The organism is Corallococcus sp. AB045, assembly GCF_003668895.1.
GTDB classification, from domain to species: domain Bacteria; phylum Myxococcota; class Myxococcia; order Myxococcales; family Myxococcaceae; genus Corallococcus; species Corallococcus coralloides.
The window spans coordinates 24,308-51,224 of the sequence record NZ_RAWN01000055.1; the positions used below are offsets into that span (position 1 = coordinate 24,308).

Genomic DNA, 26,917 nt, shown 5'->3' on the forward strand with positions numbered 1-26,917 from the left:
GCGCCCTGGCCCTGGCGGCCTTCCCACACCGGGTGTTCCTTGTCAGCCGGACAGGCAGGCGGCCAGGGGCTCCAGACCTCGCGGGGTGAGCTCACAGGAAGTCGCTGATGAACCACGGCAGCTGCTCGCCCAGCCTCTGAAGCAGGCCCCGCCGCTTCCAGCCGTGCCAGTGGACCTCCGCTGAGTGCGTGAGGTCCACCTCGAAGGACTTCGCCAGCTCCTCCGCGAACACCGGATCCTCCACCATCACCGAGGCCTCGTCGGTGTGGCTGAGCGCCAGCGGATCCAGGTTGGTGGAGCCCACGATGCTCAGCGTGTCGTCCGCGACCAGCGTCTTGGAATGCATCATCGAGATCTCGTACTCGTAGATGCGCACGCCTGCCTCCAGGAGCCTCGCGTAGGACGCCCGCTGCGCGTTGAGCACGGGCTTCACGTCGTGGTAGCGGCCGGGCACCAGCACCCGCACGTCCACGCCCTCGCGCGCCTTGAGGATGAGCATGTCGCTGATGGCTTCCGACGGGATGAAGTACGAGTTGGCGATCCACAGCCGGTGCTTCGCGGCGGCGATGGGCAGCAGCCACATCTTCGTGGCTTCCGACAGGAAGCGGTGCCCCGTGCTGGCGACGAAGAGGGCCCGCGCGCCGCCCGCGGGCGCCAGCTCCGGGAAGGACTCCGGGGGCAGGAAGGCGCCGCCGGACTCCTGCCAGTTCTGCGCGAAGGCGAGCTGCATGCCTCGCACGACGGGGCCCCGCACCCTCACGTTGGTGTCGCGCCAGGTCTCCGCCGCGTCGCCGTTGCCCAGCCAGCTGCGCCAGATGCCGAAGCCGCCGGTCAGCGCGACCTCGCCGTCGCGGATGACCATCTTGCGGTGCATGCGCGCGCGGATCCTCACCGCGTCCAGGGACGTCACCGCGCCCTGGTAGGGACGGTAGATGCGCACGTCGCAGCCCGCGTCCGCGAGCACCGGGGCCACGGCCTCGAAGTTCACGCTGCCCAGCGGATCCACGATGACCCGGCACTGCACACCGGGGGCCCGCTCGCGCAGCGCGATGAGCAGCCGGTCCGACGGGATGCCCGGACGCCAGATGTAGCTGGCGATGTGGATGCTGGAGCGCGCGGCGCGGATCTCCTCCTCGATGACGTCGAAGACCTGACCGTTCTGCACCAGCTCCACGCCGTTGCCGGGCTGCATCGGGACGCCCATCGTCTGCTCGATGGCGAGCTCCCTCGCGGCCGGGTCCTCCGGCAACGCGCGCAGGCGCAGGTCCTGTCGGTGGTTCGGGTAGGGACACCCCGCGGCGAGCAGGGCGAGCAGGATGGGCCAGACCAACCGCACGGTCCGGAAGCTATGGCAGCCCCCGCCCTTCCGCATCCGCCGTGTGTCTCCGAGTGGAGGAAGCGTGTGGATGGACACGGACACCGTCCACCCGCCGACGCTTGAGCCCCATGACACCCGAGCCCGGTGGTGCTGGACGCGCCGCGTGCGCACTGCTGGGTGCGGACAGCGGATGCACAGGAGGACGGACACGGCATGGGGCGACAGGGGATGGCACCCGCGTACGCAGCGCTCCTGTGGGTGGGCCTGCTGGGGGCACCGGCCGCGTCCGCCTCGGTGTGGAGGCAGGACGTGCCGCCCGCAGGGGATGTCTCATCCGCGCCTCGGGATGAGCAGACGCCCACGCCGGACGCGCCCGCGCCTCAGGATGAATCGAGCGCCGCGGATACGCCCGCGTCACCCGCGCCTGAACCTCCGCCGCCTCCGCTGAGGCCCACCGTCCTGGATGCGCCGTTCCTGGACGCGGATCCTCCGCCTCCCGCCGTGCCCCCCCGTCCGCTGCGGCCCTTCATTCCGCACGGCGAGCCCTACACCGAGGCACCGTTGTCCGCCGGCACCTGGGCCGCGCATGGCGGTGTCACGCTGCTGCCCCTGGGCACCGTCTGGGCCGCGACCCGCGTGGGCGGTGACACGCGCCTGGGCGCCAGCGCCGCGGAGGCCGCCGCGGGCACCGTGCTCGCGTCGCTTCCGGGGCGCTTCCTCTTCGTGCATCCCTCCTATCCGCAAGGGCGGTGGATGGAGCTGGAGGTGGGCGCGTTCGGCGCCGCCATGGTCGTCACGCCGCCCATCGCCGCGCTCGGCACCTGGGGCATGGGCGAGGTCGCGTTCGGCGGCAGCCAGGATCGCGGCCACGCGTACCTGGGCGCGCTCGGCGGCGCGACCGTGGGAATGCTCCTGGGCCTCGCCGCGCATGAAGGCCTGCGCCACCTGGCCGGCACCAGCGAACGGCTGGACCTCCTGCGCCAGTACCTCGCGTTCTCGCTCATCGGCAGCGGAGCGACGGTGGGCTATCAGTGGAGTCGCACCCCCACGCCCAGTCGTTGACGCATTGTTTCGCCGCATCGGTGTTTCAAATTTCTTCCCGCGTGCGGCGCCTTGGCGCCCCGCCCTCCGCGCGTGCGCGCGTGCCTGCAATCTCGCCAGTGGCGTTGTCAGCCCCGGTCCCTAGAGTGCTCCGTGCAGCGCCAACACATCGCAGGGAGACGACACCATGCAGGCTCGCAAGAACGTCCGTCGCATCGCCTTCGTCCTCGCCGCCGCCGCCACCGTGATGGGCCTGGGCATCGCCGCCACGCCGTCCTCCGCCGACGCGCAGGACTGCACGCCCCAGTGTTTCAAGAACCCCATCTCCGGGCAGATCACCTGTACGTACCCCTGCCCGTAGTCCCGGGCCGGCCACGACCGTGATGAAAAAAGGCCCCACCCGCTTCATGCCGGGTCGGGGCCTTCTCATGCGCCATGCTCGGATGAGCGCGTGCTACTCGGTGCGCATCGCCTCCACGGGGTCCAGCTTCGCCGCGCGCGCCGCCGGGTAGATGCCGAACGCCAGCCCCACCCCGCAGCTCATCACCAGCGACACCACCACGGACCACATGGGGACCTCCGTGGGCAGGTTGATCATCCACCGCGCCAGGTGCGCCAGGCCCACGCCCAGCGCCACGCCCACCGCGCCGCCCACCAGCGACAGCACCACCGCCTCCAGCGCGAACTGCGCGAGGATGCGGTAGCGCTTGGCCCCCAGCGCCTTGCGGATGCCAATCTCCCGCGTCCGCTCCGTCACGGCGACCAGCATGATGTTCAGGATGCCGATGCCGCCCACCAGGAGCGACAGGATGCACACGCCGAAGCTGGCCGCGGACACCGCCGCGGAGAGGCTGTTGAACATCTCCGTGGCGGACGCATTGTTGTAGAGGAAGAAGTCGTCCGGTTCGGTCGGCTTGAGCCCGTGGCGGCGGCGCATGAGCAGCGTCACTTCATCCTGGGCCCGCTGGAGCACCTCCGGGGACTTCGCCTGGATGCTGATGCGGAAGTCGCGCACGCCGAACATGCCCGCGAAGGTGGACAGCGGAATCATGGCCTGGTTGTCCTGGCTGCCGCCGCCCAGGAACCCGCCCCGGCGCTTGAGCGTGCCCACCACCTGGAAGGTGCGGCCCAGGAGGCGGAACTCGCGGTTCAGGGGGTCCAGGCCGGGCCACAGCGTGTCCGCCAGGTCCTGGCCAATCACCGCCACGCGCCGGCCGTCCACGAACTCCGCGTCCGTGAAGGGCCGCCCGGTGGCGAGGCTCACCGAGTTGGTGTTGAAGTACTCCGCCGTGCCGGCCCAGACGTTCACGTTGGGACGCGACTCGCGGTCGGCGGTGGAGGCCTTCTGGCCGCCCTTGGAGTCCTCGCCGGCGGCCTGCGAGATGGAGGGCTGCGTGCGGATGGCGTCCAGGTCCGCATAGGTGAAGCGCGGCCGGCGCGCGAGCTCCGCGATGGACAGCTCACCCTGGCCGAAGGGCAGCCGCTGCACCTGGAAGCAGTCGCTGCCCAGGTCCGACATCTGTTCGTTCACCTGGTTCCGGAGGCCCTCGATGAGGGCCATCATGGACACCACCGTGGTGACGCCGATGACGATGCCCAGCAGCGTGAGGAAGGAGCGCAGGGGGTTGGAGCGGAACGTGCCGAACGCCAGCCGCACCGTGTCCCAGAAAGCCATCCACATGGTCAGGTCTCCCGCTCGCGCCTAGTCGTGGCGGAGCGCTTCCACGGGGTCCAGGTTCGCGGCGCGCGCCGCCGGCCAGATGCCGAACAGCAGGCCCACCACCGCGGAGAAGCCCACGCCCAGCACCACCGTCATGGGCTGCACCGCCGCCGCCAGGGGCGTGAGGTAGTTCACCAGCCACGCGAGGCTCATGCCCACCGCGGTGCCCATCGCGCCGCCCACCGCGGACACGCTGGCCGCCTCCATGAGGAACTGGAGGATGATGGTGTGCTTGCGAGCGCCCAGCGCCCGCCGCACGCCAATCTCGCGCGTCCGCTCACGCACGGACACCAGCATGATGTTCATGATGCCGATGCCGCCCACGAGCAGCGTGATGAGCCCGACGCCGGTGGCCGCGCCGTAGAGCGCGCCGGTGAGCTGCGCGTACATGTTGGCCAGCTGATCCGGCCGGTTGATGGCGAAGTCGTCCGGCGCGCCGGGCTTGGTGTTGCGCTCACGGCGCAGCGTCTCCGTGAGCCGGTCCTGCACGCGGGGGACGTTCTCCTGCTGGTCCACCGCGAGCACCAGGGTCACGTCACGCTGGGTGCCGAAGTGCCCCTGGAACGCGGTGTACGGCAGCATCACCACCAGGTCCACGTTCTGCCCCAGCAGCGTGCCGCGCTCCACGATGACGCCCGCGACGCGGTAGGGGCGGCGGTCCACGAGGATGCGGTGGCCCACCGGGTTGATGCCCGGGAAGAGCACCTTGCCTATCTCCGCGCCAATCACCACGACGGCGGAGCGGTTGTCCACGTCCGCCTGCGTGAGGAAGCGCCCCTGGCCCATCTCCACGGAGGACGTCATCGCGTAGTCGGGGCTGGTGCCCATGGTCTGCACGGAGGCGAGCTTCCGGCTCTGGAAGGACACCTCCGCGTTGACGAACATCATGGGGGCCACCGCGATGACGTGCTCGGAGGCGGCACGCATGGGCTCCACCAGGTCCAGCGAGAGCTTCTTGCGGTTGCGGTACGCCCACCAGTCCCCGTTCATCACCCAGGGGAACTTGGACACCTGCAGCGTGTTGGAGCCAATCTTGCTGAGCTGGTCCGAGAACGAGCTGTTCAAGCCCTGGATGATGCCGACGATGGCCAGCAGGGTGCACACGCCCACGCCGATGCCCACCGTGGTGAGCACCGTCCGCAGCCGGTTGGAGCGCAGCGAGGTCAGCGCGATGCGCGCGCCCTCCCACACGTCGACCCGGAAGTTCACGAAACCACCTCTTCACGCTGGAAGCCATGCGGCCCACCGCACCGGGAAGGTCCCCGGCGGGCGGGCCGCGTCAGGCACTCTACGCCCAGGAGGGCCGCTCATTGCACGCGGCCTTCACCGGACGGCGTTTCGCGGCGGGATTTTCCCGTTTCAGGGCAGCACGGTCACCGTGTCACCGGTCAGGCGCACCTTGACGGTGACCTCGTTGGGCAGCGTGTCGGCCTCGTCCACGATGTGGTTCTCATCCACGCCCACGCGCACGGTGTACTCGCCGTCCGGGGTGTCGGTGACGTCCAGCCACTGGCAGGGCAGGTCCGCGGTGTAGACGTCCGACCAGCCGGGCGAGATGCCCGTGCCCGGGTCGTACCAGCTGTAGGGTTCCCCGTCCGCGCAGTACTGGGTGAAGTCGATCATGTAGAAGCCCTGCTTGCGCCCCACGGACGTCGTGTTACCGGCCGCGTCCTTCAGGTCGTAGCCTGCGAAGTTCGTCAGGTGGTGGTGCTGGTGGCACTCGTCGTAGACAAAGAGGTCCGGCCGCTCCTCCGGTGAAGGCACCACCAGCGGGCCCGTGCCCATGTTCATGATGGAGGTGGTGAAGCGCAAAAGGCGCCGCTCACCGCCCGCGGGCACGCAGCCCTCGCGAACCTCACACGAGTCCGCCGTGAAGGAGCGCCGGTCGATGTAGAGCGAGCGGGCGATGACGTCCCGGTCCACCGTGAGGTCCGGCTTGCCGTTCACCGGATCCACCTGGAGGCCGCACGTCCGCGTGGGAGCCAGCGCGGGCGCGGGCTCCTGGGAGTCCGGCACCGCGCCGCCGCCGAACACCATCACCCGGCCCAGGGCGGACTCGCCGTCGCCTCCCGAGGGTGTGCCCGCGGGCGTGCCGCTGAGTCCCGGGGACACGCCCACCACCAGGTCGTCGTACCCATCCCCGTCCAGGTCACCCGCGGAGGCCATGCCCAGGTAGTCGGTGCCCAGCGACGTCCGGGGGTCGAGCCGGTTGGCGCGCGGCCACGCCCACACCGGCTCCAGCGGGCCGGACACGTTCGCGGTGGGGCGGAAGAGGTACACGCGGCCGACAGCGCCGATGGCGAAGTCGTGGCCCGTGCCACCCTCCACCATGGAGCCCGCGGAGATGACGGTCTTGTTGAAGGTGATGAAGGCCTGTCCGAAGAGGGGGAAGGCCGCGTCGTCCATGGGCTGCCAGGTGATTTGCGGCGCGTAGCCCGGGCCCGCGGCGTCGGACAGGTGCAGGCGCTGGCTGCCGTCCAGCAGGAGGAGCGCCTCCGAGCGGCCGTCTCCGTTCAGGTCGGGCAGCGCGGCGAACAACTCGGCCTGGCCCGTCCACACGGGCTGCGCGGTGAGCGGTCCTTCACAGACGTGGGCGCTGCCCGCCTTGCACCCCAGGAATAGCTCCACCTTGAAGTCGTCGTGGGTCACGGCCAGGTCCTTGACCCCGTCCCCGTCAACGTCCCCTGCTGGGTTGGGGACGCCGGTCAGCTTGCGCACGGCGGTGAAGGCCCCCTCCGGTGCTCCCGGCGTCGCCCGGTAGACGGTGAGCTCCCCGTCGAGCGTGGAGACGGTGAGCTCGTCCTTCCCGTCCCCGTCCAGGTCCAGCAGCCGCGCGCCGCTGAAGCGCAGGGTGGTGGAGTCCGGCGCACGGAACACCGGCTGGGCCAGCACCTGGGACAGGTCCGGCCCGCCCTTGAAGACGCTGACGCCGAAGCCGGTGGCGACGAGAACGTCCGTGTACGCGTCCCCGTCGATGTTGCCCGTGGTCACCGTCATCCGGTTGCTGGAGGAGCGGGGGCTGGGGTGCACCCACGTCAGCGTGGTGGTGACCGGCGTCTTCGAGAAGTCGCGCGCCTCGCCCGCGTACACCATCACGCGGCCAGGGTCCGTCTGGGTGCTCGAGCAGGGCGCGGACGTCACCAGCAGGTCCTTGCGCCCGTCTCCGTTGAGGTCTCCCACCGCCACGGTGCGGCCGAAGCACTCCTTGGGGTTCGCGCCGTCACCGGTCACCTGCCAGCGCGGCGTTTCGGAGAGGGTGGGACCAGCGGAGGTGCCGCCGTCATCCCCCGAGCCCGCGTCCGGCGTGCCCGCATCCGGCTGGGGCTTCGGGTCGTCCTTGCAGCCCGTCAGGGCCAGGAGTCCCACCACCGCGCAGGACCGCGCGAGTCGCATCCGCATCGTGTCGTTCTCCCCGGAATGAACCGGCCGGCATTGCACCGGCCCCATCCCCAGGAGTCCCTTGGCGGAGAAACAATGCGCGCGGTCCGCCCTTTCGCTTCAGGGCAGCACGGTCACCGTGTCCCCCTTCAAGCGCACCTTGACGGTGGCCTCGTTGGGGAGCGCGTCGAGCTCGTCGATGATGTGGTTCTCATCCACGCCCACCCGCACGGTGTAGTCGCCGTCCGGGGTGTCCGTGACATCCAGCCACTGGCAGGCGGTGTCCGCCGTGTAGACGTCCGACCAGCCCGGCGAGATGCCCGTGCCCGGGTCGTACCAGGTGAACGGGGTGCCGTCCGCGCAGTACTGGGTGAAGTCCACCATGTAGAAGCCCTGCTTGCGCCCCACGGACAGGGAGTTGCCGGAGGCGTCCTTGAGGTCGTAGCCGGCGAAGTTCACCAGGTGGTCGTGCTGGTGGCACTCGTCGTAGACGAAGAGGTCCGGCCGCTCCTCCGGCGAGGGCACCACCGCCGGCGCGGTGCCCATGTTCACGATGGAGGTGGTGAAGCGCAGCAGGCGCCGCTCGCCGCCCGCGGGCACGCAGCCCTCACGCACCTCGCAGGAGTCCGCCGCGAAGGCGCGCCGTTCGATGTAGAGCGAGCGGGCGATGACGTCCCGGTCCACCGTGAGGTCCGGCTTGCCGTTCACCGGATCCACCTGGAGGTTGCACGTCTTCGTGGGCATCAGCGCGGGCGCGGGCTCCTCCGAGTCCGGCACCACGCCGCCACCGAACACCATCACCCGGCCCGGGGCGCGCGTGCCGTCGCTCTCCTGCGAGGCGCCCACCACCAGGTCGTCGTAGCCGTCCCCGTCCAGGTCGCCGGGGCTGGCCACGCTGGGGAGGATGAAGCCCAGCATCGTCTGGGGCAGGAGGCGGTTGGCGCGCGGCCACGACCACACCGGCTCCAGCGGACCGGACACGTTCGCCGTGGGGCGGAAGAGGTACACGCGCCCCAGCGAGGCGAGCACGAAGTCGTGGCCCGTGCTCCCCTCCACCATGGAGCCCACGGTGAGGCTCTGGGCGGCCACACTGGGGAAGGCCGGGTCGTCCATCAACGTCCACACGGGCGTGGCGGAGTAGCCCTGGACGGAGGCGTCGGACAGGTGCAGGCGCACGCTGCCCCTCAGCCCCGCGAGCATCTCCGGACGGCCGTCCCCGTTCAGGTCCGGAATCCCTCTCACACTCTCCGCCGTGCCCTTCCACACCGGCTGCGTGGTGAGCGGTCCATCACAGACGCGCGAGCTGTCCGCCTTGCAGCCCAGGAAGAGGCCCTGGCTGTTCTCCTCGTCGTACAGGGGGATGAGCAGGTCCTGGGCGCCGTCCCCGTCCGTGTCTCCCGCGGGCTGCGCGTAGCCGGACAGCACGCGCACGTTGGTGAAGGGGCCCTCCTTCCCGCCGGGCGTCGCGCGGTAGATCGTGGTGCTCCCGGTGAAGGTGGAGACGATGAGGTCGTCCAGCCCGTCACCATCCACGTCCAGCAGCCGCCCGATGCCGAAGCGCGTGGTCGAGGAGTCCGGCACGCGGAACAGCGGCTGGGCGAACACCTGGGACAGGTCCGGCCCGCCCTTGTACACACTGACGCCGTAGTAGCTCTTCACCACCACGTCCGCGTACGCATCCCCGTCGACGTCGCCCGTGCCCACCGTCATCTGGTAGCCCGACGTGCGCGGGCTGGGATGCACCCACGACAGCTTGGAGGTGACGGGCGTCTGGGAGAAGTAGGACGCCTGCCCCGAGTACACCATCACGCGGCCGGGGTTCGTGGGGCCGCTGGTGCACGGCGGCGAGATGACCACCAGGTCCTTGCGCCCGTCCCCGTCGAGGTCACCCAGCGCCACGCCACGGCCGAAGCACTCCTTCGCGTCGAGGCCATCGCCTTCCACCTGCCAGCGTGGCGTTTCGGAGAGGGTGGGCCCGGCGGTGCCGGCATCGTCCTGAGAGCCTGCGTCCGGAACTCCCGCGTCGGGCTGGGGCTTGGGGTCGTCCTTGCAGCCCGCCGTCAGGAACACCACCACGGCGCAGGCCAGCGCTCCACGGATCCGCATGTTCACTCCTGGGCAGGACGCGCTCACGCCCCCAGCGCGTCCGACGTCCGGTATGAAGGGAGGCGCAGGATAGAACCGCGCACCATCCTCCCCGAAAGACCCTTGTTGGATGAACGGCACTTCCGACAGCTGCCCGACGGCGCATTGCCTTCCGGACGGAGAGCAGCCGGGCAGGCGGACGTGGCCAGCCCCCGCCGCCATCCCCAGATTCGCGCGAATGCACGCGCCCTGAGCGCGTGCCCGAGCCATGGCCGACACCCCCGCCGACACCGCCCTGGACTCCCATGCCGCTCCGGCCTCAGAGCGGTTCAGCCGTTCACAGAAGGCCTTCACGCTGGCGGGGGCGCTGCTGGGGCTGCTGCTGGCGGCGTTGGATCAGACCATCGTGGCCACGGCGGGGCCCACCATCCAGGCGGACCTCCACATCGCGCCGGAGCACTACCCGTGGCTCACCACCGCGTACCTGGTGGCCTCCACGATGATGGTGCCCGTGTGGGGCAAGCTGTCCGACCTGCTGGGCCGCCGCGCGGTGCTGGTGGCGGGCATCGCCGTGTTCCTCACCGGCAGCTTCCTGTGCGGCGCGGCCCGCTCCACGCTCGTGCTCATCCTCTGCCGCGCGGTGCAGGGGCTGGGCAGCGCGGCGCTCTTCACCGGTTCGCTGGCGGTGGTGGCGGACCTGTTCCCGCCGCGCGACCGGGGCAAGTACCAGGGCCTGTTCGGCGCGGTGTTCGGCCTGTCCAGCGTCATTGGTCCGCTGGCCGGCGGCTTCATCACCGACTCGCTGGGCTGGCACTGGGTGTTCTTCATCAACCTGCCGGTGGGTGCGCTCGCGCTGGCGCTCATCTTCCTGCGCATGCCGCCGCTCAAGCCGGAGGGCGTGCACGGCGGGAAGCTGGATGTGTTGGGGGCGGTGGCGCTGGCGGTGGGCGTGGTGCCGCTGCTGCTCGCGCTCAGCCTGGGCCATGGCGCGGCGGTGCCCCGAGCGGGCGGGTTCCCTTGGGGCTCCGCGCCCATCCTGGGGTTGTTCGCGCTGTCGGCGGTGGGGCTGGGGCTCTTCGTGTGGCGGGAGCGCCATGCGAAGGAGCCGCTGCTGGATCCGTCGCTGTTCCGCCTGCGCGCGTTCTCCGCGGGCAACGCGGCGGTGTTCATCATCGGCGCGGTGTTCCTGGCGTCCGTCACCTTCCTGCCGCTGTTCATGGTGAACGTGGTGGGCCTGTCCGCGACGCACTCCGGGCTGACGCTGACGCCGCTGACGCTGGGCGTGGTGGCGGGCAACGTGCTGTCCGGGCAGCTGGCGTCTCGGATGGGCCGCTACAAGGCGCTGATGGTGGGGGCGCTGCTGTTCCTCATGGGCGGCTTCGCGGTGATGGGCTTCACGCTGACGCCCGACTCCAGCCAGGCCGAGGTCACCGTGAAGATGGTGCTGGTGGGCCTGGGCCTGGGCCCGTCCATTCCGCTCTACACCGTGGCCGTGCAGAACTCCGTGCCGCCCCAGCGCATCGGCGTGGCCACGTCCGCGACGACGTTCTTCCGGCAGCTGGGCATGACGGTGGGCGTGGCGCTCCTGGGCACCGTGTTCGCGGGCACGCTGGGCCGGGAGATGCACACGCGCACGCAGCAGGCCACGCGCGGACTGCCTCCGGACGTACGACAGGAACTGCACGCGTCCGCGCCGGCGGGCCTGGGCGGAGGCGAAGGCGCGCCGCAGGGCCAGCGGTTCCAACCGGAGCAGGTGAAGGCGAAGCTGCGCGAGGGCTTCGCCGAGGAGCGGCGGCAGGCCCTGCGAGAAGGGCCCGAGGCCCGCGCGCGAGTGGACGCGGACGAGGCCCGCGCGCTGTCCACAGTGGACCGCATGGAGCGCGCGCTGAAAGAGTCCTTCACCCGCGCGACGATGGCCGTGTACCGCTTCGCCATCTTCGTCGCGCTGGCGGCCCTGCTCGTCACGCTGCTCTTGCCGGAGCTGCCGCTGCGCCGGGGCGGGCCGCACAAGGCCCCGGCGGAGGCGTAGCGCGGCCTACTTCTTCGCCGGCGGCGGCATGTCCGACTCCGGCGCGGTGGGGCGCGCGAGCGTGCCCGGCGACTCCGCCAGCGCGTACGCCATCCACGTCACCGCGGCGGTGCTGCGCGACAGGTCCTGGGGGTCCACCTTGTCCAGCGTGTCCGCCATGGAGTGGTGCACGTCGAAGTAGCGGCTGCTGTCCACGCGCACGCCCACGAAGGGCACGTGCGCGGGCTCCATGGGGCTCAGGTCCGCGCCCGTCGCGTGCCCCACCAGGAACTTCGCCGCGCCCAGCCCTTCCAGCGGCGCCAGCCACGGCCACAGCAGCGTCTCACCGCCCGGCCCCGCGTGCAGGCTCACGCCCAGGGGGCGCCCTCCGCCCGCGTCCATCTCGATGGCGGCCACGTGCTTGGGCAGCTCCTTCGCGTGCGCTTGCGCGTACGCGCGGCCGCCGCGCAGCCCGTTCTCCTCGTTCATGAACAGCACCACGCGCACCGTGCGCCGGGGCGCCTGGGGCAGCTTCGCGATGAGCCGCGCGGCCTCCATCACCATCACCACGCCCGCGCCGTCGTCATGCGCGCCCGTGCCCACGTCCCAGGAGTCCAGGTGCGCGCCCAGGAGCACCACCTCGTCCGGCTTCTCGCGGCCCCGCACCTCCGCCACGACGTTGGACGAGTCCGCCTCCGGCAAATCCGAGCACCCCAGCACCAGCCGCACCTTCACCGCCCCGCCCTGGAGCATCCGGTGCAGCGTGAGCGCGTCCTCCACCGACACCGCCGCCGCGGGCAGGCGCGGGCCGCCTTCGTCGAAGCGCGTGGAGCCCGTGTGCGGCGTGCTCAGCGACGCCGTGGCCAGCGAGCGCACCAGCGCGGCCACCGCGCCCTGCTTCGCCGCCGCCGCCGGACCCCGGCCGCGCAGCCCCGCGAAGCGGCCGTAGTCCGCCGCCTCCGACATGGTGTGGTTGAAGAACACGATGCGGCCCTTCACCTTGTCACCCAGCGCCGCCAGCTCCTCCAGCGAGCCCACCTCCACCACCTCCGCCGTGATGCCCTCCGGCGGCGTGGGCGCGCTGCCGCCCAGGGCCAGCAGCGACAGGGGCAGGCCGCGCGTGCGCTCGGAGGCGAGGATTTCGCCGTGCTCCTCGCCCCGCACCCAGCGCGGCACCTTCACCGGCTCCTTCCACGCCTTCACCCCGTCCGCCTGGAAGCTGCGCAGGGCCCACTGCACCGCGGCCTCCGCGGACTCGGAGCCGGACAGGCGCGGCCCGATGCCGTCCGTCAGCTCCGCCAGCCGCGCGTACGCATGGCCCTCCGCGAGCGCGGGCCCCACCAGCTTCGCCGCCGTGGCCTGCTGCGCGGCGCTCAGCTTCGTCACGGCCGGGGGCGTGGCCTTCACCGACGAGGTGGCCGGGGACTTCGGCGCGGGCTCCTGGGAGGGCGCGGTCGCCGTGTTCTGGGGGGAAGGCGACGCCGAGGTGAGCAGCTGCAGGGCCAGCGAGACGGGCAGGACGAAGGCGGACGTGGACACTCGAATCCTCGAGGGGACCTGATGAGTGAGCAGGGCGGGGTGGAAGTCCCAGGGGCCACCGCGCGCCGAGAGGGGGAACGCGGCGCGCGGGGCTCAACTGGGACGTCACGCACCGGTTCCGCGGTTGGGGAACGCGAGGTCCGGTACATACGCCATCTTCCAAGAAGAAGAGGACGTGCGTGCATTCTTTAAAGAAATTCCTGGCAGCGTCAAGGCGGGAAGTGAGCATTGCGACCCGCGGGTGATGTGAGTGTTCACGACTCTCCGCTACGCGGGACGTCCCATGGCCCGGGCCTCCCCTGGGTAACCCGAGACGTTCTCCAGAATCCGGGGTCCTGGACACGCCGCGGCGCGCTGTATTCCCCAGGTCCCAGGACGCCCTGACGCCCTGGCTGCCCTGCGTCAAGGCGACGGGCCAGAGGGGCTCGCGCGCCGGCACGACGGACTGGCGACGCACCTTCGGGCGTTCACCCGGAACAGCCGGGCGCGGACGCCGACACCGGGGAGGATGCTCCGGTTCTGGAGGAATGACTCCTTCGGAATTCTCCGTTGCCCACCCCGGAGGACCCGGGCGACAGTGCCACGGCCGGAGGTCGTCCCCCGCGACCCGCGGTCCCCCCGCTCATGAGCGTGCCCCCTTCCGAAACGGAACAGGCCCTGAGGGCCGAGGTCGAACGTCTGCGGTTCCGCCTGCGCGCCGCGGGCCTGGATGACGGCGTTGGCACGGTCCCCGAGGACCCGGCGTCCCATGCTGGGAACACCGACGCGCGCGTGAAGCAGGAACAGCTGCGGCTGGCGCAGGAGGCGGGCGGCATTGGTGTGTTCACGCTGGACATCGCCACCAACCAGCTGACGGTGACGCCGGAGTTCTGCCGGCTGTACGGCGTGCCGGTTTCGGACACCCTGCCCGCGCCGGTCATCGAGGCGCTCGCGCTGGAGGAGGACCGGCGCCACGTGTCCAACGCGCGGACGCGGGCCTCGGGGCAGGTCACGCCGTCGGTGGAGTACCGCATCCGCCGTCATGACACCGGGGACGTGCGGTGGATCCACCGGCGCGCGTCGCTGGTGTACGACGCGGCCGGCAAGCCGGTGCAGTTGGTGGGCATCACCCAGGACGTCACCGAGCGCCGCCAGGCCGACGATGCCTTGCGCGAGGCGAACGAGCGCGTGCAATTGGCGCTGAACGCCGAGGCAATGATTGGCACCTGGGTGTGGGACGTGCCCGGCAACCGCGTCGTCGCGGACGAGCGCTTCGCGCATTCCTTCTCTCTGGACCCCGAGCAGGCGCGCGAAGGTCTGCCCATCTCCCAGTTCGTGGCCGCCATCCACCCGGAGGACCGGCCCGCGGTGGAGGCGGCCATCACCCGCACGCTGGAGACGGGCGGTGCGTACCGCGCCGAGTACCGCGTGCTCCGCGCCGACGGCGCGAACCGGTGGGTGGAGGCCAGCGGCCTCTGCCAGCTCTCCGCGCAGGGCGCGCCGCTGCGCTTTCCCGGCGTGCTGGTGGACATCGACGCGCGCAAGCGGGCGGAGCTGCGGCAGACGGCGCTGCTGGAGATGGCGGACCGGCTGCGAGAGGCCTCGTCCGCGGACGCCGCCGCGCAGCTGGCCATGGAGGTGGTGGGGCGGATGCTGGGCGTGCCGCGCGCGGGCTACGGCACGGTGGACGCGGCGCACGCGCTGGTGCTGATGCACCCGAACTGGGTGGCCTCGCCGGACGTGGTGCGCGTGGAGGGCGTGCACCGCTTCCACGACTACGGCGTGTTCCTGGAAGACCTCCTGAAGGGCGAGGTCGTGGCCATCCCGGACGTGCGGAAGGACCCGCGCACGGAGCCCCAGGCGGACGCGCTGGAGCAGGTGGGCATCCGGGCGCTGTTCAACATCCCGCTGCTGGAGCACGGCCGGTTCGTGGCGGTGCTGTTCCTGCACGACGTGCAGCCGCGCACGTGGACCGCGGAGGAGATCGAGCTGTCGCGCAACGTGGCCGACCGCGTGTGGGCGACGCTGTCCAGGCTCAAGGCGCTGTCGGACCTGAAGCAGGCCAACGAGACGCTGGAGCAGCGCGTGGCGCAGCGCACGCGGGAGCGGGACCGCGTGTGGAACGTGTCCCAGGACCTGCTGGTGGTGGGGAGCCTGTCGGAGGGGAAGTTCGTCAGCGTCAACCCGGCCTGGACGCAGATGCTGGGGTGGACGGAGGAGGAGCTGCTGGGCCGCACGTCGGAGTGGCTGGAGCGCCCGGACGACTACGTCCGGACGCGCGCCGAGGTGCACCGCCTGGAGGGAGGAAATCCCACGCTGAACTTCGAGAGTTCCTACCGGTGCAAGCACGGCGGTTACCGGCGCATCTCCTGGACGGCGGTGCCGATGCCGGAGGACGGCGTGCTGTACGCCAGCGGGCGCGACGTCACCGAGCAGCGGCAGACGGAGGAGCAGCTCCGTCAGGCGCAGAAGATGGAGGCGGTGGGGAAGCTCACGGGCGGCGTGGCGCACGACTTCAACAACCTGCTCCAGGTGGTGGGCGGCAACCTGCAGCTGCTCCAGCGCGACGTGGCGGGCAACGAGCGGGGCTTGAACCGGGTGCGCTCGGCGCTGAGCGCGGTGGAGCGCGGGGCGCGGCTGTCCGGGCAGTTGCTGGCGTTCTCGCGGCGGCAGCCGCTGGAGCCGCGCTCCCTGAGCCTGGGCCGGCTGGTGCGGGGCATGGACGACCTGCTGCGCCGCGCGCTGGGCGAGGACGTGGAGGTGGAGACGGTCATCGGCGGCGGGCTGTGGAACACGATGGCGGATCCACACCAGTTGGAGAACGTCATCCTCAACCTGGCCATCAACGCGCGCGACGCGATGGGGGGCGCCGGGAAGCTGACGCTGGAGTTGAGCAACGCGGCGCTGGACGACCACTACGCGCAGGCGCACCGGGAGGTGATGGCCGGGGCGTACGTGCTGCTGGCGGTGTCGGACACGGGCGGGGGCATGTCGCAGGAGGTGATGGAGCGCGCGTTCGAGCCCTTCTTCACCACGAAGCCGGAGGGCCGGGGCACGGGCCTGGGGCTGAGCATGGTGTACGGCTTCGTGAAGCAGTCCGGCGGGCACGTGAAGCTCTACAGCGAGCTGGGGCACGGCACGACGGTGAAGGTGTACCTGCCGCGCGCCTTCCAGCCGGAGGCGCCGGTGACGGAGGTGGTGACGGGGCCGGTGGAGGGCGGGAAGGAGACCATCCTCGCGGTGGAGGACGACGCGGAGGTCCGCGCGACGGTGGTGGAGCTGCTGACGGAGCTGGGCTACCGCGTGCTGCGCGCGGTGGACGGCCAGAGCGCGCTGTCCATCCTGAAGAGCGGCGTGGCGGTGGACCTGCTCTTCACGGACGTGGTGATGCCGGGGCCGGTGCGCAGCCCGGAGCTGGCGCGGCAGGCGAAGGCGCTGCAGCCGGACATCGAGGTGCTCTTCACGTCCGGCTACACGGAGAACGCCATCGTGCACGGCGGACGGTTGGACCCGGGCGTGAGCCTCTTGTCCAAGCCGTACCGGCGCGAGGACCTGGCGCGCAAGGTGCGGGCGCTGCTGGACCAGCGGCAGCAGCGGATGGCGACGCCGAAGCTCCAGTGGCCGGAGGTGCCGCGCACCGGGGAAACGTCGGCGACGCAGGAGGCCGCGCGGCGGATGCACGTGCTGCTGGTGGAGGACGACGAGGACATCCGCGCGTCCGCCAGCGAGCTGCTGGGGCTGCTGGGCCACGCGGTGATGTCGGTGGCGAGCGCGGAGGAGGCGCGGGTGGCGCTGGCGGCGGAGCGGTTCGACGTGCTCTTCACGGACGTGACGCTGCCGGGCATGTCCGGCGTGGACCTGGCGCGCGAGGTGGTGCTGCGCAAGCCCGCCATGCGGATCATCATCGCGTCCGGTCATGGCCGCGCGGCGCTGGAGGGAGATCCGCAGCAGTGGTTGGGCGTGGTGGTCCTGCCCAAGCCCTACGCGCTGCCGCAGATACAGCAGGCCCTGGCCCAGGTGGCCGCGACGGCCCGCTGAGGGGTCAGCGGCGCTGGCGCTCCAGGAAGGCCAGCAGGCCTTCCGTGTTGCGTCGCTCGTGGTCGTCCAGGGACGGCAGGTACTCGCGGACCTCCGCGAGCATGGCCTCCGCGGCGGGCAGGTCCGCGGGGGAGACCTTGTACGCCCACTGCCAGTACTCCGCGGCCGTATAGGAATACATCATCGTCTCCAGGGGATGCCGCAGGAGTTCACGCAACGCGCCCCGCACGACCCGAGGTGTTTGCCCCCAATGCGCCCCACAGAAGAAAGCGGTCTTGGCGATGTATCGATGAAGAGGGGCTGCCGGCACCCGTCCCTCATGGCGCCGCTCGACCTGCTTGAGGCCCGCGCGGAACCGGGGCCAGTCCCTGGGCGCGAGGCCACTCACTTCCGATACATCTTCACTGAAGGCACACCAGGCCAGATCCCGAAAGGACGGATCCGGGAACGCTTTCTTCATTTTCGTTGGCATGGCAGCGCCTCCCCATTCCAGGTGTAAACAGCGTCAGGCCAGAACCCATTGGCCATACAGTAAGACCGACAAGAGTCACAAAGGCTCTCTCCCTTCACGCGTCCGGGCTTGCTGTCTCCACCAGTATCAGCACAGCGAACGTAGTCCTGGGTGCAGGTCTCCCTGACCCGTTCCTTCTCCGTCTTCTCCAGTTCCTCACCCGCTCCAGGTGGAGGCAACGGATTCGGCTTCCGGGGCCGGGGCGGCTTCATCATCTCCACCTGCTCGCACGCCGCCGCCGAACCGCTCTTGCACTGGCAATCCACCGTGCTGACGCAGCCCGGCCCGGGCCCCGGGCCCATGGATTGACGGAGCTGTCGCGGGCCGCCTGCGCAGCCCGCGAGCGCTCCACACAACACGAGGACGACGCCTAATCGCAGACCTGCTCCGTGGCGTGCGTGGTGGCGCGGGGGCTCCAGCCCTCGTTGCCATCCTTCTCGAAGTAGAACTTCGCGCGCGTGCGCTGCCGCGTGCCCACTTCGTTCAGCGTGTTCGCGTCGTACAGCCGGCCGTTCACCATCGTGTAGCGCACCGTGCGGCTGTTCGAGATGTCCTCCAGCGGGTTCCTGTCCAGCACCACCAGGTCCGCCAGCTTGCCCACCTCCAGCGAGCCCAGGTCCTTGTCCATGCCCAGGTGACGCGCGCCGTTGAGCGTGCCCACGCGCAAGGCCTGCATCGGCGACATGCCGCCCTGCACGAACATCGCCAGCTCCCAGTGCGCCGCCAGGCCTTCACGCTGACCGTGCGCGCCCAGCTGCACGCTCACCCCCAGGTCGTTCAGCTCCTTCGCCACGCGGGCCACATTCTGGTGGTTGAACTCCTCGTCCGGAATCATCACGCGGCGCCGCGAGCGCCCGTCCACCACACGCCGGGGCACGAACGACAAGAGGCGCGTGTCCTCCCAGACGTTCGTCTTCTGGTACCAGTAGTTCTCCCCCATGAGCCCGCCGTAGGCCACGCCCAGCGTCGGCGTGTAGTCCACCTGCGTGCCCTTCCAGAGCTGGCGCACGTCGTCGTAGATGCGCGCCACCGGCAGCGAGTGCTCCAGCCCCGTGTGGCCGTCCACCACCATGGTCAGGTTGTGCTGGAGCAGCGAGCCGCCCTCGGGCACCACCAGCATGTCCAGCTCGCGCGCCGCCTGGAGAATCTTCTGCCGCTGGTCGCGCCGGGGCTGGTTGTAGCTCTTCACGCTGAACGCGCCCAACGCCTTCATCCGCCGCAGGTGCCGCCGCGCGTCGTCCAGCGTGTCGATTTCGACGTGCGCGTCCGCGCTCGCCGCTCCGTACAGGATGGTGCCCGTGGAGAAGATGCGCGGCGACGTCAGCATCCCCGCCTTGCCCAGCTCGCTCGCGGCGAAGATGGTCTCCGAGTGGTTGGACGGGTCGTGCAGCGTCGTCACCCCGAACGCCAGCGACGCCGCCTGCACCCAGCTCTGCTCCGGCATCAGCCCGTCCACGCCCATGGCCCCGTGCCAGTGCACGTCAATCAGGCCCGGCATCAGCGTCTTGCCCTTCACGTCCACCACCTTCGCCGCCGCGGGCACGTTCACCTTCCCCACCGGGCCCAGCGCCACGATGCGGTTGCCCTTCACCACCACCACGCCCTCCTCCACCACCTGCTCGCCCTTCATCGTGACGAGCCGCCCGCCCACCAGCGCCAGCATCCCCTCCGGCACGTCCGACTTCTGGGAGAACGCCACGTCCACCCCGTCCGCCTCCGGCGGCGGCAGCGTCTTGGGCGCGCCATCCATGAACGTGAACGCGTCCTTCAGCGCCCGCGTGTAGAGCTTCGGCCCCAGCGCCCAGTGCAGGGACAGCCGCGCGTCCGCGCCGGACCAGTGCAGGTATTCGCCCGCGTCACGGCTCACCTGCGTCACCGGCATCGCCTTGCTGCCCGGCCCCACCCGCGCCTCCTTCGCGCCGCGCACGAAGGGCGTCACGTAGGCGTTGAAGTCCTCGCGGAAGGCCACCCACTTGTCATCCGGCGACACGCGCATCTCCAGCGCGCCCCCGCTCGTCAGGTGCGTGCGCGGCTCGCCTCCGTCCAGGCCGATGCTGCGCAGCGTGCGCACGTCCTCCACGTCCTTGGACTCCACGTGCAGGAAGTACACGCGGTCCGACTTCGCGCCGAAGTGCGGCTGCTCCCCGTCGCGCGTCAGCTTGCTCGCCACGCCTCTACCCGTGGACGGCACCACGAACAGCCCCGTCTCCCGGCTCCACGTGCCCGGCATCAGGTAGCCGTCGCCCGTCGTCCGGTACACCACCCACTTGCCGTCCGGGCTCATCGCGGGCTCCACGTAGAAGCCCGGCTGCGTCGTCACCACGCGGCCCTCGCCGCCCGTCACCGCCACCACACGCACCGCGCCCAGCGCGTCGTCGTCCCACGTCGTGTAGACGATGGAGCGCCCGTCCCGGGAGAACGACGGATAGAACTCCAGGTGCTCGTTCTGCCGCGTCAGCCGCCGCGGCGTCCCGGACGGCAGCTCCTTCACGTACAGCTTGCCCAGCGCCTGGTACACCAGCCTCTTGCCATCCGGTGACACCTGCATCCAGCGCAGCATCTGCACGCCGAAGCGGTCCGGCGCCACGGGCCGAGTGCCCTTCACCGCCGCGAACACCGTGCGCGTGCCCTTCACGTGGAAGGGGATGGGCGACACCTTCTTCGTCGCCACGTCGATGCGGTGCAGCGTCCCTCCCGCCCAGAACACCAGGGACTTGTTGTCCGGCGTCCACGCCATCACCGGGGACACGCCGTGGATGGCCCACGTCTCCTGCATGTCCCGGTCGAGCCCGTCATGCAGCGGGCGCTCCGCTCCGGACTTCACGTCCGTCACGTACAGCACGCTCCTACCGCGCACCCGCCGCACGAACGCCAGCTGCTTGCCGTCCGGCGACGGCGTGGGCCGGATGGAGCCACCCGGACCGGTGACGAAGGGCTCCACCTCCTTCGTGTCCAGGTCCAGCCGCTGGATGGCGTAGAGCTCCTTGTTCGGGTCCTTGTCGTACTCGAAGGACTTCCCCGGCGTGACGTCCTGGCTGAAGTAGACGTAGCGGCCGTCCGGGGAGAACGCGGGCTCGCCCAGGTCCTTCTGGTCGTTGGCGCGCTCGGTGAGCTTCACGCCTTCACCGCCCGCGCGGTGGTACATCCACACCTCGCCCGCGCCCAGCGAGCGCCGGCCGGTGAAGTGCTTGCGCGCCACCAGGAACTGGCCGTCCGGACTCCACGCCGGGCTGTTGAGCAGGCGGAACTTCTCCTGCGTCACCGCGCGCGGGTTCTTGCCGTCGCGGTCCATCACCCAGACGTTGTCCCCGCCACCCCGGTCGCTGGTGAACACGATGGACTTCCCGTCCGGGCTGTAGCGCGGCTGCATGTCCCACGCGGCGCCGGACGTCAGCGCGCGCGCCTCGCCGCCCGCGATGGGCAGCGCGTAGAGGTCCCCCAGCAGGTCGAAGAGGATTTCGTCCCCGCGCGGGCTCACGTCCACGTTCATCCACGTGCCCTCGCGCACGTCGATGGGCACCTGCGTGCTGGCCACGCCCGGGGGCGCGTCCACCTTCCATTCATCCTTCTTCGCGTCCGGCTGCTCGGGCGTGGCGACGGGGGCCAGGGTGCCGCCGTCGCCCTCGCTCGCCCGGGCGGCTTCGCGCGCGGTGTCCTTGGGCGCGGGCGGCTTGGGCGGTTCCTGCGGAGGCGCTTCACCCTGCCCTGGGGGTGCGGGCTCGGGTGCACTCGCGGGCCGGGGCAGGGGCTGCGCCGCCAGGAGCAGGCCTGGGACGAGCAGTGCGAAGCAGAGAGCGGAGAGGGGTCGGTTCACCGGAAGTGTCCTCGGGGAAGACGCGGGGCGCGGCATCCTGCCAGGATGCGTGGGCTCGCAGGGTGCCCGTGAACTCGCGGACGGGCAGGCGTGTTCCTGGGCGCGGCGTGCCGCGGTGCGTTCCCCCGGCGCGGTCCGAATCTGCTACTGCATCCAGCCCATGTCGGACTTCAGTCTTCCCACGGATCCGGCGGAGCGGCGCGAGGCGCTCTCCGTCCTGTTCTCCGAGGCGGTGCCCCACAACCATGCGCTCGGGCTGCGGCTGGAAGCGGTGGGGACCACGGACGCGACGGTGGTGATGCCGTACGCGGATGTGCTCGTCGGCAACCCGGAGACGGGGGTGGTGGCGGGCGGCGCGGTGACCACGCTCATCGACGCGGCGAGCGGCGCGGCGGTGATGGCGGCGCTGGGCGCGTTCGCGGCCATCGTCACGCTGGACCTGCGAATCGACTACCTGCGCCCCGCGCGCCCGGGCCTGCCGCTGACCGCTCAGGCCGAGTGCTACAAGGTCACCCGCATGGTCGCCTTCGTGCGCGCGCTGGTGCACCAGGGCGACCCGGCGACACCGGTGGCCTCGTCACAGGGCACCTTCATGCGGGTGGAGAGCTGATGAGCACGCCTTCGCTTCCCCTCGCGGACCTGGTGCGCCAGGTGCGCAAGTCGCGCGAGTACCACCGCCTCACGGACGCCATCCCCTACACGCGCTTCGTGGGCATTGGGGTGGAGAACCTGGCCGGCGAGATGCTCTGCCGCATGCGCTACGCCCCGCACCTCATTGGCAACAGCATCCTGCCCGCGCTGCACGGCGGCACGCTGGGGGCGCTGCTGGAGTCGAGCGCCATCTTCGAATTGCTGCTCCAGACGGACACCGAGCGTGTGCCCAAGGTCATCTCCACCACGGTGGACTTCCTGCGCTCGGGCAAGGCGCAGGACACCTTCGCGCGAGCGTTCATCACGCGGCAGGGACGGCGCGTGGCCAACGTGCGCGTGGAGGCCTGGCAGGACGACCGCACGCGGCCCATCGCCAGCTCGCACGCGCTGTTCCTGCTGTCGGAGCCGTGAGGCTCCAAAGCTCGGGGGGACGCTAGCCGTCCACCACGATGCGGTACGTGCGGCGCTTGCCGTCAGCGCCCCAGATGATGAGCGTGGTCGTCCCCTTCGCCAGCGCGGAGACCTCCACGCCGTCCTTTCCGGTGGTCTTCACGTCCGCGACGGACGGGTCGCCCAGCGCCACGCGGCTCATCCCTGGCACCGTCAGCACCTGCTTCGCGCCCTTCTTCAGGGTGAGCGTCTCGTCCGCGGCAGGAAGCTCCTTCGTGTCCCCAGCGCGAGCGGCGGGCTCCCTGGCCCCCGCGGGCAGGGCGCTGAGCAGCAGGGTTCCCAACGTCAGGGCCACGAAGCGTGAAGCCATGGATGCGACCTCCGGGTGACTCCGGGAGAGTCCGGAGCTGCCCCAATGTCCCATGCGTGGGCATCCGACGTCTCCCGAGAGCCCCCGCGATGCGGGCACTGACGTTGTTACAGCGTGGTTCCCATTTCTACAGGGTTCATGCCGGGTTCTTCAGCGGACAGCGTGCACGGGGGCACGGTGGATTGCCTTGGGGTCCGCCGGGTGGAGAACAGGGTTTCCAGCCTGGGGTCGCGGTGGGGGCACGGCAGTGAACGCGAGCGCGCGTCACGGGAGCGCGGCACGTCGCCTGCTAGCTCACGGGAGCGACACCGATGCGGAGACCCCCATGAGCGAGCGCGAGTCGATGAAGCTGCGGGAGTTGAAGGAAACCGCCTACGCGCTGTACCAGCGGGGGAGGTATGCGCAGTGCGTGGAAACGTACGCGCAGCTCGCGAAGTTGCTGCCGCGCGACGCGAATGTGCGCGTCCGGCTGGCGGAGGCCTGCCGCCGCGCGGGGCAGAAGGTACAGGCGATCGCCGCGTACCGTAAAGCCGCGCAGGTGCTGTTGTCACTCGGTTGCGAGTCCCGTGCGCGAGGCGCCCTGAAGGCAGCGCTGGAGTTGGATCCGCGCGACCCGACGTTGCAGCAGGAAGTGGTGCGGATGGGTCAGGGCGCGGTGACGCCGACGGCGCTGGAGGACGAGGAGCTCTACCATTTCGACCGGCTGCCGCCGCCGACGCCACCGCCCGGACGGATGCGCCGCGTGCTGACGCCTATCGTGCTCAACGCCGCGCAGGAGCCGGACGCACCGCGGAGTCTTCCGGCGGCGCCGCCCATCACGCCGGTGAACGTCCGTGGGACACCGAGCGCGATGCCGGGGCCGGGGCGACAGGCGGTGCTGCCTCATCCGCGTCCTGCCATGCCGGCCGTGACGCCCGCGCTGGATTCGGCGACGGAGTCGATGTCGCGTTCCATGGCACAGGTGGCGGCGGGTGCACCGGAGGCCGCGCCGTTGCCAAAGGTCATCGTGTCGATGTCCGCCTTCGGGGAGCCACCGGCGCCCGGCGCCGCGCGGCCGGGAGGGAATACACCCCCGGGCATCACGCCGGTCACGGTGGGCAGGAGCGTGCCCCAGAAGGCCCTGACGGGTGTGCCGCGGGGCTTGCCCGCGCTGCCGCGGAGTCCTCCGGGCGTACAGCCGTCCACGGTGAATCCTGCTCCGACGCCGGAGCGCCCCACGGTGAAGGTCCTCGCGCTGATGAATCGCACGTCTGGGGCCCAGCCGACGCCGCAGCCCTCCGCGCCGAGGCCACCCGACCCTCCGCACGCGGCGCAGCCGCTGGCGGTGATGCCCTACAAGCCGGAGATGCGCCGCCTGGCACCGAACGTGGTGGCCCTGCGCGTGTCGCCGCAGGCGCGCTGGGTCATCATCCGCTCGGAGAGCGAGCTCGAGGTGAGCCGTTCGGAGGCACTGCCCGGCGAGTTTGTCGCCGCGCATTGAGGCGGGGCTGTGCGCGGAGCATGCCCTCTGCATTCGTCTGCCATTGCATGCTCAAATGACTCTCACGGAGCGTCTCGGTGATCCGGCATAACCTCACGGGCTCAGGCGGATTGACCGTGCGGCAATGGTTGAGCACCCAGTCGTACGCGGCCCAGCGCGACTTCGGACTGCGGGCCATCGAGAACGTGTCGAAGGGACTCTGGCAATGACCTTGGAAAAGCTGGTCGAACAGGTCGCACTGCACGTCGCCACCCAGACCGATGCCATCTGGAAGGGAGACGCGAAGACCGGCAACAAGCACGCCAGGAAGTACGGAGCCGCGATCGATCAACTCCTGGCCCACGGCGATCCTGGACGGGATGCGCTCCTCGTACTGCTCAAGCATGAGCGCATGGACGTGCGGGTCATGGCCGCTGCCCACCTGCTTCGCTACCGGACAGCGGAAGCCAGGGCGGTCTTGGAGGAAGCCGCGAAGGGCCAGGGACTCGTGCCCTTTGAAGCTTCGGAAGCACTGAAGCGATGGGACGAAGGCACCTGGACCCTGGACCCGGGATAGCCGTCCCCACAACGCACCATGGCGCCCTCCCCTCTTCAGGGAAGGACGCCCGGTGATTCCACTCCCACTCAGGAACCGTCCTACATGGACACGGACTTCGCCGGGTCGATGAGGCTCTGGAGCGGATTCGTGGCCTCCGCGGTCTCCTGCTCCACGTCCGGCACGTAGGCGCGGACCTGCGCCTCGCAGTGGTTGCTCTTCCGGTTCTGGTGGCAGTGCCGGATGCCGTACACGTGGTGGCACCCGCATGGATCCACGCGCTTCTTGGCGCACAGCGAGGGATTGAACACCGGAGCCGCGGTCATCTCCACCGGCCCCGCCTGCAACGCCACCGACAGCACCATCCCCGTCAAAAACCCCATCGCCCACCCCCTTGATGCACGCTGCAGAAATGGGAATGCCGATCCGCCGCCGCAACCCCCAGGCTTGTCTGAATGCCGCTCCGTGCACTCCCGGCCGTTCCCTCCGTCCACCCCACGGGGTTTCTGCTCGGCACAGGCCAGGCAGGCAGCCAATCGTGTGTCCGGAAACCGGCACCGTCAGGGATGATGGAGGGCTTCGTCCCTGCCGCGGGTTCACCCACCTGGGGGATTCACCATGAGCTGGAAGCAACACCTGGAAAAGGTCTCCGAGGGCCACTACGTCCTGCCACGCACCAAGACGATGCGTGTGCACGCGGACCTGTTCCTCTCCGACAAGCTCCTCTGGGGGGAGGAAGGCAACCCGGAAGCCCCCCCGCTGGAAGACGCCGTCTTCGATCAGGTCGTCAACGCCGCCACCTTCCCCGGCGTCACCCGCGTCGCCGTCACGCCCGACTGTCACGTGGGCTACGGCGTCCCCATTGGCACCATCGTGGAGACGGACGGCATCCTGCTGCCCACCGCCGCCGGCTACGACATCGGCTGCGGCATGGTGCAGCTGCAGACCTCCCTCACCGTGGAGGACGTCGCCGACCCCGCGAAGCGCCGCCAGTGGATCGACGAGGTGACCGACCGCATCGCCGTGGGCGTGGGCGCCACCCGGGCACGCAAGCAGCGCAGGCTCAGCGAACCCACCCTCAAGGAAGTCCTACGCCACGGCGCCAAGGCCCTGGGCCGCAGCCGCTCCGTCACCGAGCGCGACTTCATCCCCGTGGAGGACACCGGCGTGTCCATCCCAGAGCGCGCCTTCGACAAGCGCGGCCAGCTGGGCAGCCTGGGCGGCGGCAACCACTTCACCGAGATGCAGGTGGATGAGACGGGCCGCGTCTGGGTGATGCTCCACACCGGCAGCCGGGGCTTCGGCTGGAACATCGCCAAGCACTTCTTCGTGGCGGGCGCCGCGCAGCTGGGCCTCAAGAGCCGCAGCGAGGACTTCGTCTGGCTGGACGCGGACAGCGCTCTGGGCCGCAGCTACTGGAACCTGCACAACATGGCGGCCAACTTCGCCGTGGCCAACCGGTTGCTCATCGGCGAGGCCGTGTGCGGGGCGATCGAGGACGTGTTCGGCGGCACCGCGAACATCTACTACGAGATCAGCCACAACCTCATCCAGCGCGAGGGCGGTAGGTTCGTCGCACGCAAGGGCGCCACGCGGGCCTTTCCGGCGGGACATCCGGCCCTCAAGGGCACGACGTGGGAGGCCACCGGGCACCCCATCCTCATCCCCGGCTCCATGGAGACGGGCAGCGCCATCCTCTTCGCGGAGCCCGGGGCGGAGAAGTCCATCTACTCGGTGAACCACGGCTCCGGCCGGCGGCTGTCACGCTCCGCCGCGCGCCGGCAGCTCCAGCAGGAGGAGACGGACCGGCGCATGGCGGAGGCCGGCATCCTGCTCAACACCCGCACCACGCCGCTGGACGAGTCCGGGCCCTGCTACAAGAACCTGGACGACGTGCTGGAGACGGTGGAGCAGGCGGGACTCGCCCGGGTGGCCCACCGCCTCAAGCCGGTGGCCTGCATCAAGGGCGCGGACTGACGGGGTATCCCTGGAAGGGGACTCGTGGGGGAGGCCGGGCGGCGGTAGACTGGGCCTCCGCCTGGAGCCCCACCCATGCCCCC

Annotated in this window: 20 protein-coding genes; 10 read left to right on the plus strand and 10 right to left on the minus strand. The window is 70.7% G+C overall.

Annotated features, from left to right (window positions below; all coding sequences use genetic code 11):
- Nucleotides 1-91 precede the first annotated feature (91 nt).
- Nucleotides 92-1,336 (minus strand): phosphatidylserine/phosphatidylglycerophosphate/cardiolipin synthase family protein, encoded by a 1,245-nt coding sequence (locus D7Y21_RS15745; protein WP_121714143.1) that lies wholly within the window; start codon nucleotides 1,334-1,336, stop codon nucleotides 92-94.
- Nucleotides 1,337-1,531: 195 nt separating this feature from the next.
- Here D7Y21_RS15745 and D7Y21_RS15750 point away from each other — a divergent pair, with 195 nt between their 5' ends.
- Complete coding sequence (locus D7Y21_RS15750) at nucleotides 1,532-2,380, plus strand: hypothetical protein (protein ID WP_147469294.1); 849 nt, start codon at nucleotides 1,532-1,534, stop codon at nucleotides 2,378-2,380.
- A 166-nt stretch (nucleotides 2,381-2,546) separates the two neighbouring features.
- The gene (locus D7Y21_RS42225) at nucleotides 2,547-2,720 is read left to right on the plus strand and encodes a hypothetical protein (protein ID WP_167508051.1); all 174 of its coding nucleotides are present in this window, start codon (nucleotides 2,547-2,549) and stop codon (nucleotides 2,718-2,720) included.
- A gap of 93 nt (nucleotides 2,721-2,813) precedes the next feature.
- On the opposite strand, the gene D7Y21_RS15755 is transcribed toward D7Y21_RS42225, so the two are convergent.
- The 4 genes from D7Y21_RS15755 to D7Y21_RS15770 all read right to left on the minus strand — a co-directional run bounded on the left by D7Y21_RS15755 (nucleotide 2,814) and on the right by D7Y21_RS15770 (nucleotide 9,563).
- A complete protein-coding gene (locus D7Y21_RS15755; RefSeq protein WP_120564746.1) occupies nucleotides 2,814-4,040 on the minus strand; it encodes an ABC transporter permease in 1,227 nt (408 codons plus the stop codon).
- 21 nt (nucleotides 4,041-4,061) lie between these two features.
- A complete protein-coding gene (locus tag D7Y21_RS15760) occupies nucleotides 4,062-5,288 on the minus strand; it encodes an ABC transporter permease (RefSeq protein ID WP_120564745.1) in 1,227 nt (408 codons plus the stop codon).
- A gap of 150 nt (nucleotides 5,289-5,438) precedes the next feature.
- On the minus strand, nucleotides 5,439-7,478 hold the full coding sequence (locus D7Y21_RS15765; protein ID WP_121714124.1) for a lysyl oxidase family protein: 2,040 nt from the start codon (nucleotides 7,476-7,478) through the stop codon (nucleotides 5,439-5,441).
- A gap of 99 nt (nucleotides 7,479-7,577) precedes the next feature.
- The gene (locus D7Y21_RS15770; protein ID WP_121714126.1) at nucleotides 7,578-9,563 is read right to left on the minus strand and encodes a lysyl oxidase family protein; all 1,986 of its coding nucleotides are present in this window, start codon (nucleotides 9,561-9,563) and stop codon (nucleotides 7,578-7,580) included.
- Nucleotides 9,564-9,810: 247 nt separating this feature from the next.
- On the opposite strand from D7Y21_RS15770, the gene D7Y21_RS15775 reads away from it, so the two are divergent.
- On the plus strand, nucleotides 9,811-11,571 hold the full coding sequence (locus tag D7Y21_RS15775; RefSeq protein ID WP_121714128.1) for an MDR family MFS transporter: 1,761 nt from the start codon (nucleotides 9,811-9,813) through the stop codon (nucleotides 11,569-11,571).
- A gap of 6 nt (nucleotides 11,572-11,577) precedes the next feature.
- Here D7Y21_RS15775 and D7Y21_RS15780 read toward each other — a convergent pair whose 3' ends face one another.
- Nucleotides 11,578-13,089: a M20/M25/M40 family metallo-hydrolase gene (locus D7Y21_RS15780; RefSeq protein WP_121714130.1), complete on the minus strand. Its 1,512-nt coding sequence runs from the start codon at nucleotides 13,087-13,089 to the stop codon at nucleotides 11,578-11,580.
- A gap of 624 nt (nucleotides 13,090-13,713) precedes the next feature.
- Between D7Y21_RS15780 and D7Y21_RS15785 the strand changes: the two genes are divergently transcribed.
- Entirely contained in the window at nucleotides 13,714-17,106 is a 3,393-nt protein-coding gene (locus D7Y21_RS15785) for a PAS domain-containing protein (RefSeq protein ID WP_121714132.1), read from the plus strand.
- A gap of 4 nt (nucleotides 17,107-17,110) precedes the next feature.
- Here D7Y21_RS15785 and D7Y21_RS41440 read toward each other — a convergent pair whose 3' ends face one another.
- Nucleotides 17,111-17,323, minus strand: a complete 213-nt coding sequence (locus D7Y21_RS41440) for a hypothetical protein (protein ID WP_147443260.1) — start codon at nucleotides 17,321-17,323, stop codon at nucleotides 17,111-17,113.
- Nucleotides 17,324-17,728: 405 nt separating this feature from the next.
- Between D7Y21_RS41440 and D7Y21_RS15790 the strand changes: the two genes are divergently transcribed.
- A complete protein-coding gene (locus tag D7Y21_RS15790; protein ID WP_121714134.1) occupies nucleotides 17,729-17,926 on the plus strand; it encodes a hypothetical protein in 198 nt (65 codons plus the stop codon).
- A 61-nt stretch (nucleotides 17,927-17,987) separates the two neighbouring features.
- Here the strand turns inward: D7Y21_RS15790 and D7Y21_RS15795 are convergent, their stop codons facing one another.
- Nucleotides 17,988-21,431 (minus strand): amidohydrolase family protein, encoded by a 3,444-nt coding sequence (locus D7Y21_RS15795; protein WP_121714136.1) that lies wholly within the window; start codon nucleotides 21,429-21,431, stop codon nucleotides 17,988-17,990.
- 160 nt (nucleotides 21,432-21,591) lie between these two features.
- Here D7Y21_RS15795 and D7Y21_RS15800 point away from each other — a divergent pair, with 160 nt between their 5' ends.
- Nucleotides 21,592-22,041 carry a PaaI family thioesterase gene (locus tag D7Y21_RS15800; protein WP_120564788.1) on the plus strand — a complete coding sequence of 150 codons (450 nt, stop codon included), beginning with the start codon at nucleotides 21,592-21,594 and terminating at the stop codon, nucleotides 22,039-22,041.
- Nucleotides 22,041-22,493, plus strand: coding sequence for a PaaI family thioesterase (locus D7Y21_RS15805; protein ID WP_120564738.1), 453 nt, complete (start codon nucleotides 22,041-22,043; stop codon nucleotides 22,491-22,493). The genes D7Y21_RS15800 and D7Y21_RS15805 overlap by 1 nt, the downstream gene beginning before the upstream one ends.
- Before the next feature lie 22 nt (nucleotides 22,494-22,515).
- On the opposite strand, the gene D7Y21_RS15810 is transcribed toward D7Y21_RS15805, so the two are convergent.
- The gene (locus D7Y21_RS15810) at nucleotides 22,516-22,842 is read right to left on the minus strand and encodes a pilus assembly protein N-terminal domain-containing protein (protein WP_158619309.1); all 327 of its coding nucleotides are present in this window, start codon (nucleotides 22,840-22,842) and stop codon (nucleotides 22,516-22,518) included.
- A gap of 52 nt (nucleotides 22,843-22,894) precedes the next feature.
- Between D7Y21_RS15810 and D7Y21_RS15815 the strand changes: the two genes are divergently transcribed.
- Entirely contained in the window at nucleotides 22,895-24,322 is a 1,428-nt protein-coding gene (locus D7Y21_RS15815; protein ID WP_255427323.1) for a BTAD domain-containing putative transcriptional regulator, read from the plus strand.
- Nucleotides 24,323-24,527: 205 nt separating this feature from the next.
- The gene (locus D7Y21_RS15820; RefSeq protein WP_199724468.1) at nucleotides 24,528-24,878 is read left to right on the plus strand and encodes a DUF2019 domain-containing protein; all 351 of its coding nucleotides are present in this window, start codon (nucleotides 24,528-24,530) and stop codon (nucleotides 24,876-24,878) included.
- Nucleotides 24,879-24,958: 80 nt separating this feature from the next.
- On the opposite strand, the gene D7Y21_RS15825 is transcribed toward D7Y21_RS15820, so the two are convergent.
- Nucleotides 24,959-25,240 carry a hypothetical protein gene (locus tag D7Y21_RS15825; protein WP_120564734.1) on the minus strand — a complete coding sequence of 94 codons (282 nt, stop codon included), beginning with the start codon at nucleotides 25,238-25,240 and terminating at the stop codon, nucleotides 24,959-24,961.
- Between the two features lie 235 nt (nucleotides 25,241-25,475).
- Here D7Y21_RS15825 and D7Y21_RS15830 point away from each other — a divergent pair, with 235 nt between their 5' ends.
- The gene (locus D7Y21_RS15830) at nucleotides 25,476-26,834 is read left to right on the plus strand and encodes an RtcB family protein (protein WP_121714139.1); all 1,359 of its coding nucleotides are present in this window, start codon (nucleotides 25,476-25,478) and stop codon (nucleotides 26,832-26,834) included.
- Nucleotides 26,835-26,917 lie beyond the last annotated feature (83 nt).

Coding starts and splice junctions, on each gene's coding strand:
- D7Y21_RS15820 (WP_199724468.1), top strand. CDS start 24,528: ATGACCTTGGAAAAGCTGGTCGAACAGGTCGCACTGCACGTCGCCACC.
- D7Y21_RS15815 (WP_255427323.1), top strand. CDS start 22,895: ATGCGTGGGCATCCGACGTCTCCCGAGAGCCCCCGCGATGCGGGCACT.
- D7Y21_RS15785 (WP_121714132.1), top strand. CDS start 13,714: ATGAGCGTGCCCCCTTCCGAAACGGAACAGGCCCTGAGGGCCGAGGTC.
- D7Y21_RS15755 (WP_120564746.1), bottom strand. CDS start 4,040: ATGTGGATGGCTTTCTGGGACACGGTGCGGCTGGCGTTCGGCACGTTC.
- D7Y21_RS15825 (WP_120564734.1), bottom strand. CDS start 25,240: ATGGGGTTTTTGACGGGGATGGTGCTGTCGGTGGCGTTGCAGGCGGGG.
- D7Y21_RS15765 (WP_121714124.1), bottom strand. CDS start 7,478: ATGCGGATGCGACTCGCGCGGTCCTGCGCGGTGGTGGGACTCCTGGCC.
- D7Y21_RS15800 (WP_120564788.1), top strand. CDS start 21,592: ATGTCGGACTTCAGTCTTCCCACGGATCCGGCGGAGCGGCGCGAGGCG.
- D7Y21_RS15770 (WP_121714126.1), bottom strand. CDS start 9,563: ATGCGGATCCGTGGAGCGCTGGCCTGCGCCGTGGTGGTGTTCCTGACG.
- D7Y21_RS15750 (WP_147469294.1), top strand. CDS start 1,532: ATGGGGCGACAGGGGATGGCACCCGCGTACGCAGCGCTCCTGTGGGTG.
- D7Y21_RS15830 (WP_121714139.1), top strand. CDS start 25,476: ATGAGCTGGAAGCAACACCTGGAAAAGGTCTCCGAGGGCCACTACGTC.
- D7Y21_RS15805 (WP_120564738.1), top strand. CDS start 22,041: ATGAGCACGCCTTCGCTTCCCCTCGCGGACCTGGTGCGCCAGGTGCGC.
- D7Y21_RS15810 (WP_158619309.1), bottom strand. CDS start 22,842: ATGGCTTCACGCTTCGTGGCCCTGACGTTGGGAACCCTGCTGCTCAGC.
- D7Y21_RS15775 (WP_121714128.1), top strand. CDS start 9,811: ATGGCCGACACCCCCGCCGACACCGCCCTGGACTCCCATGCCGCTCCG.
- D7Y21_RS42225 (WP_167508051.1), top strand. CDS start 2,547: ATGCAGGCTCGCAAGAACGTCCGTCGCATCGCCTTCGTCCTCGCCGCC.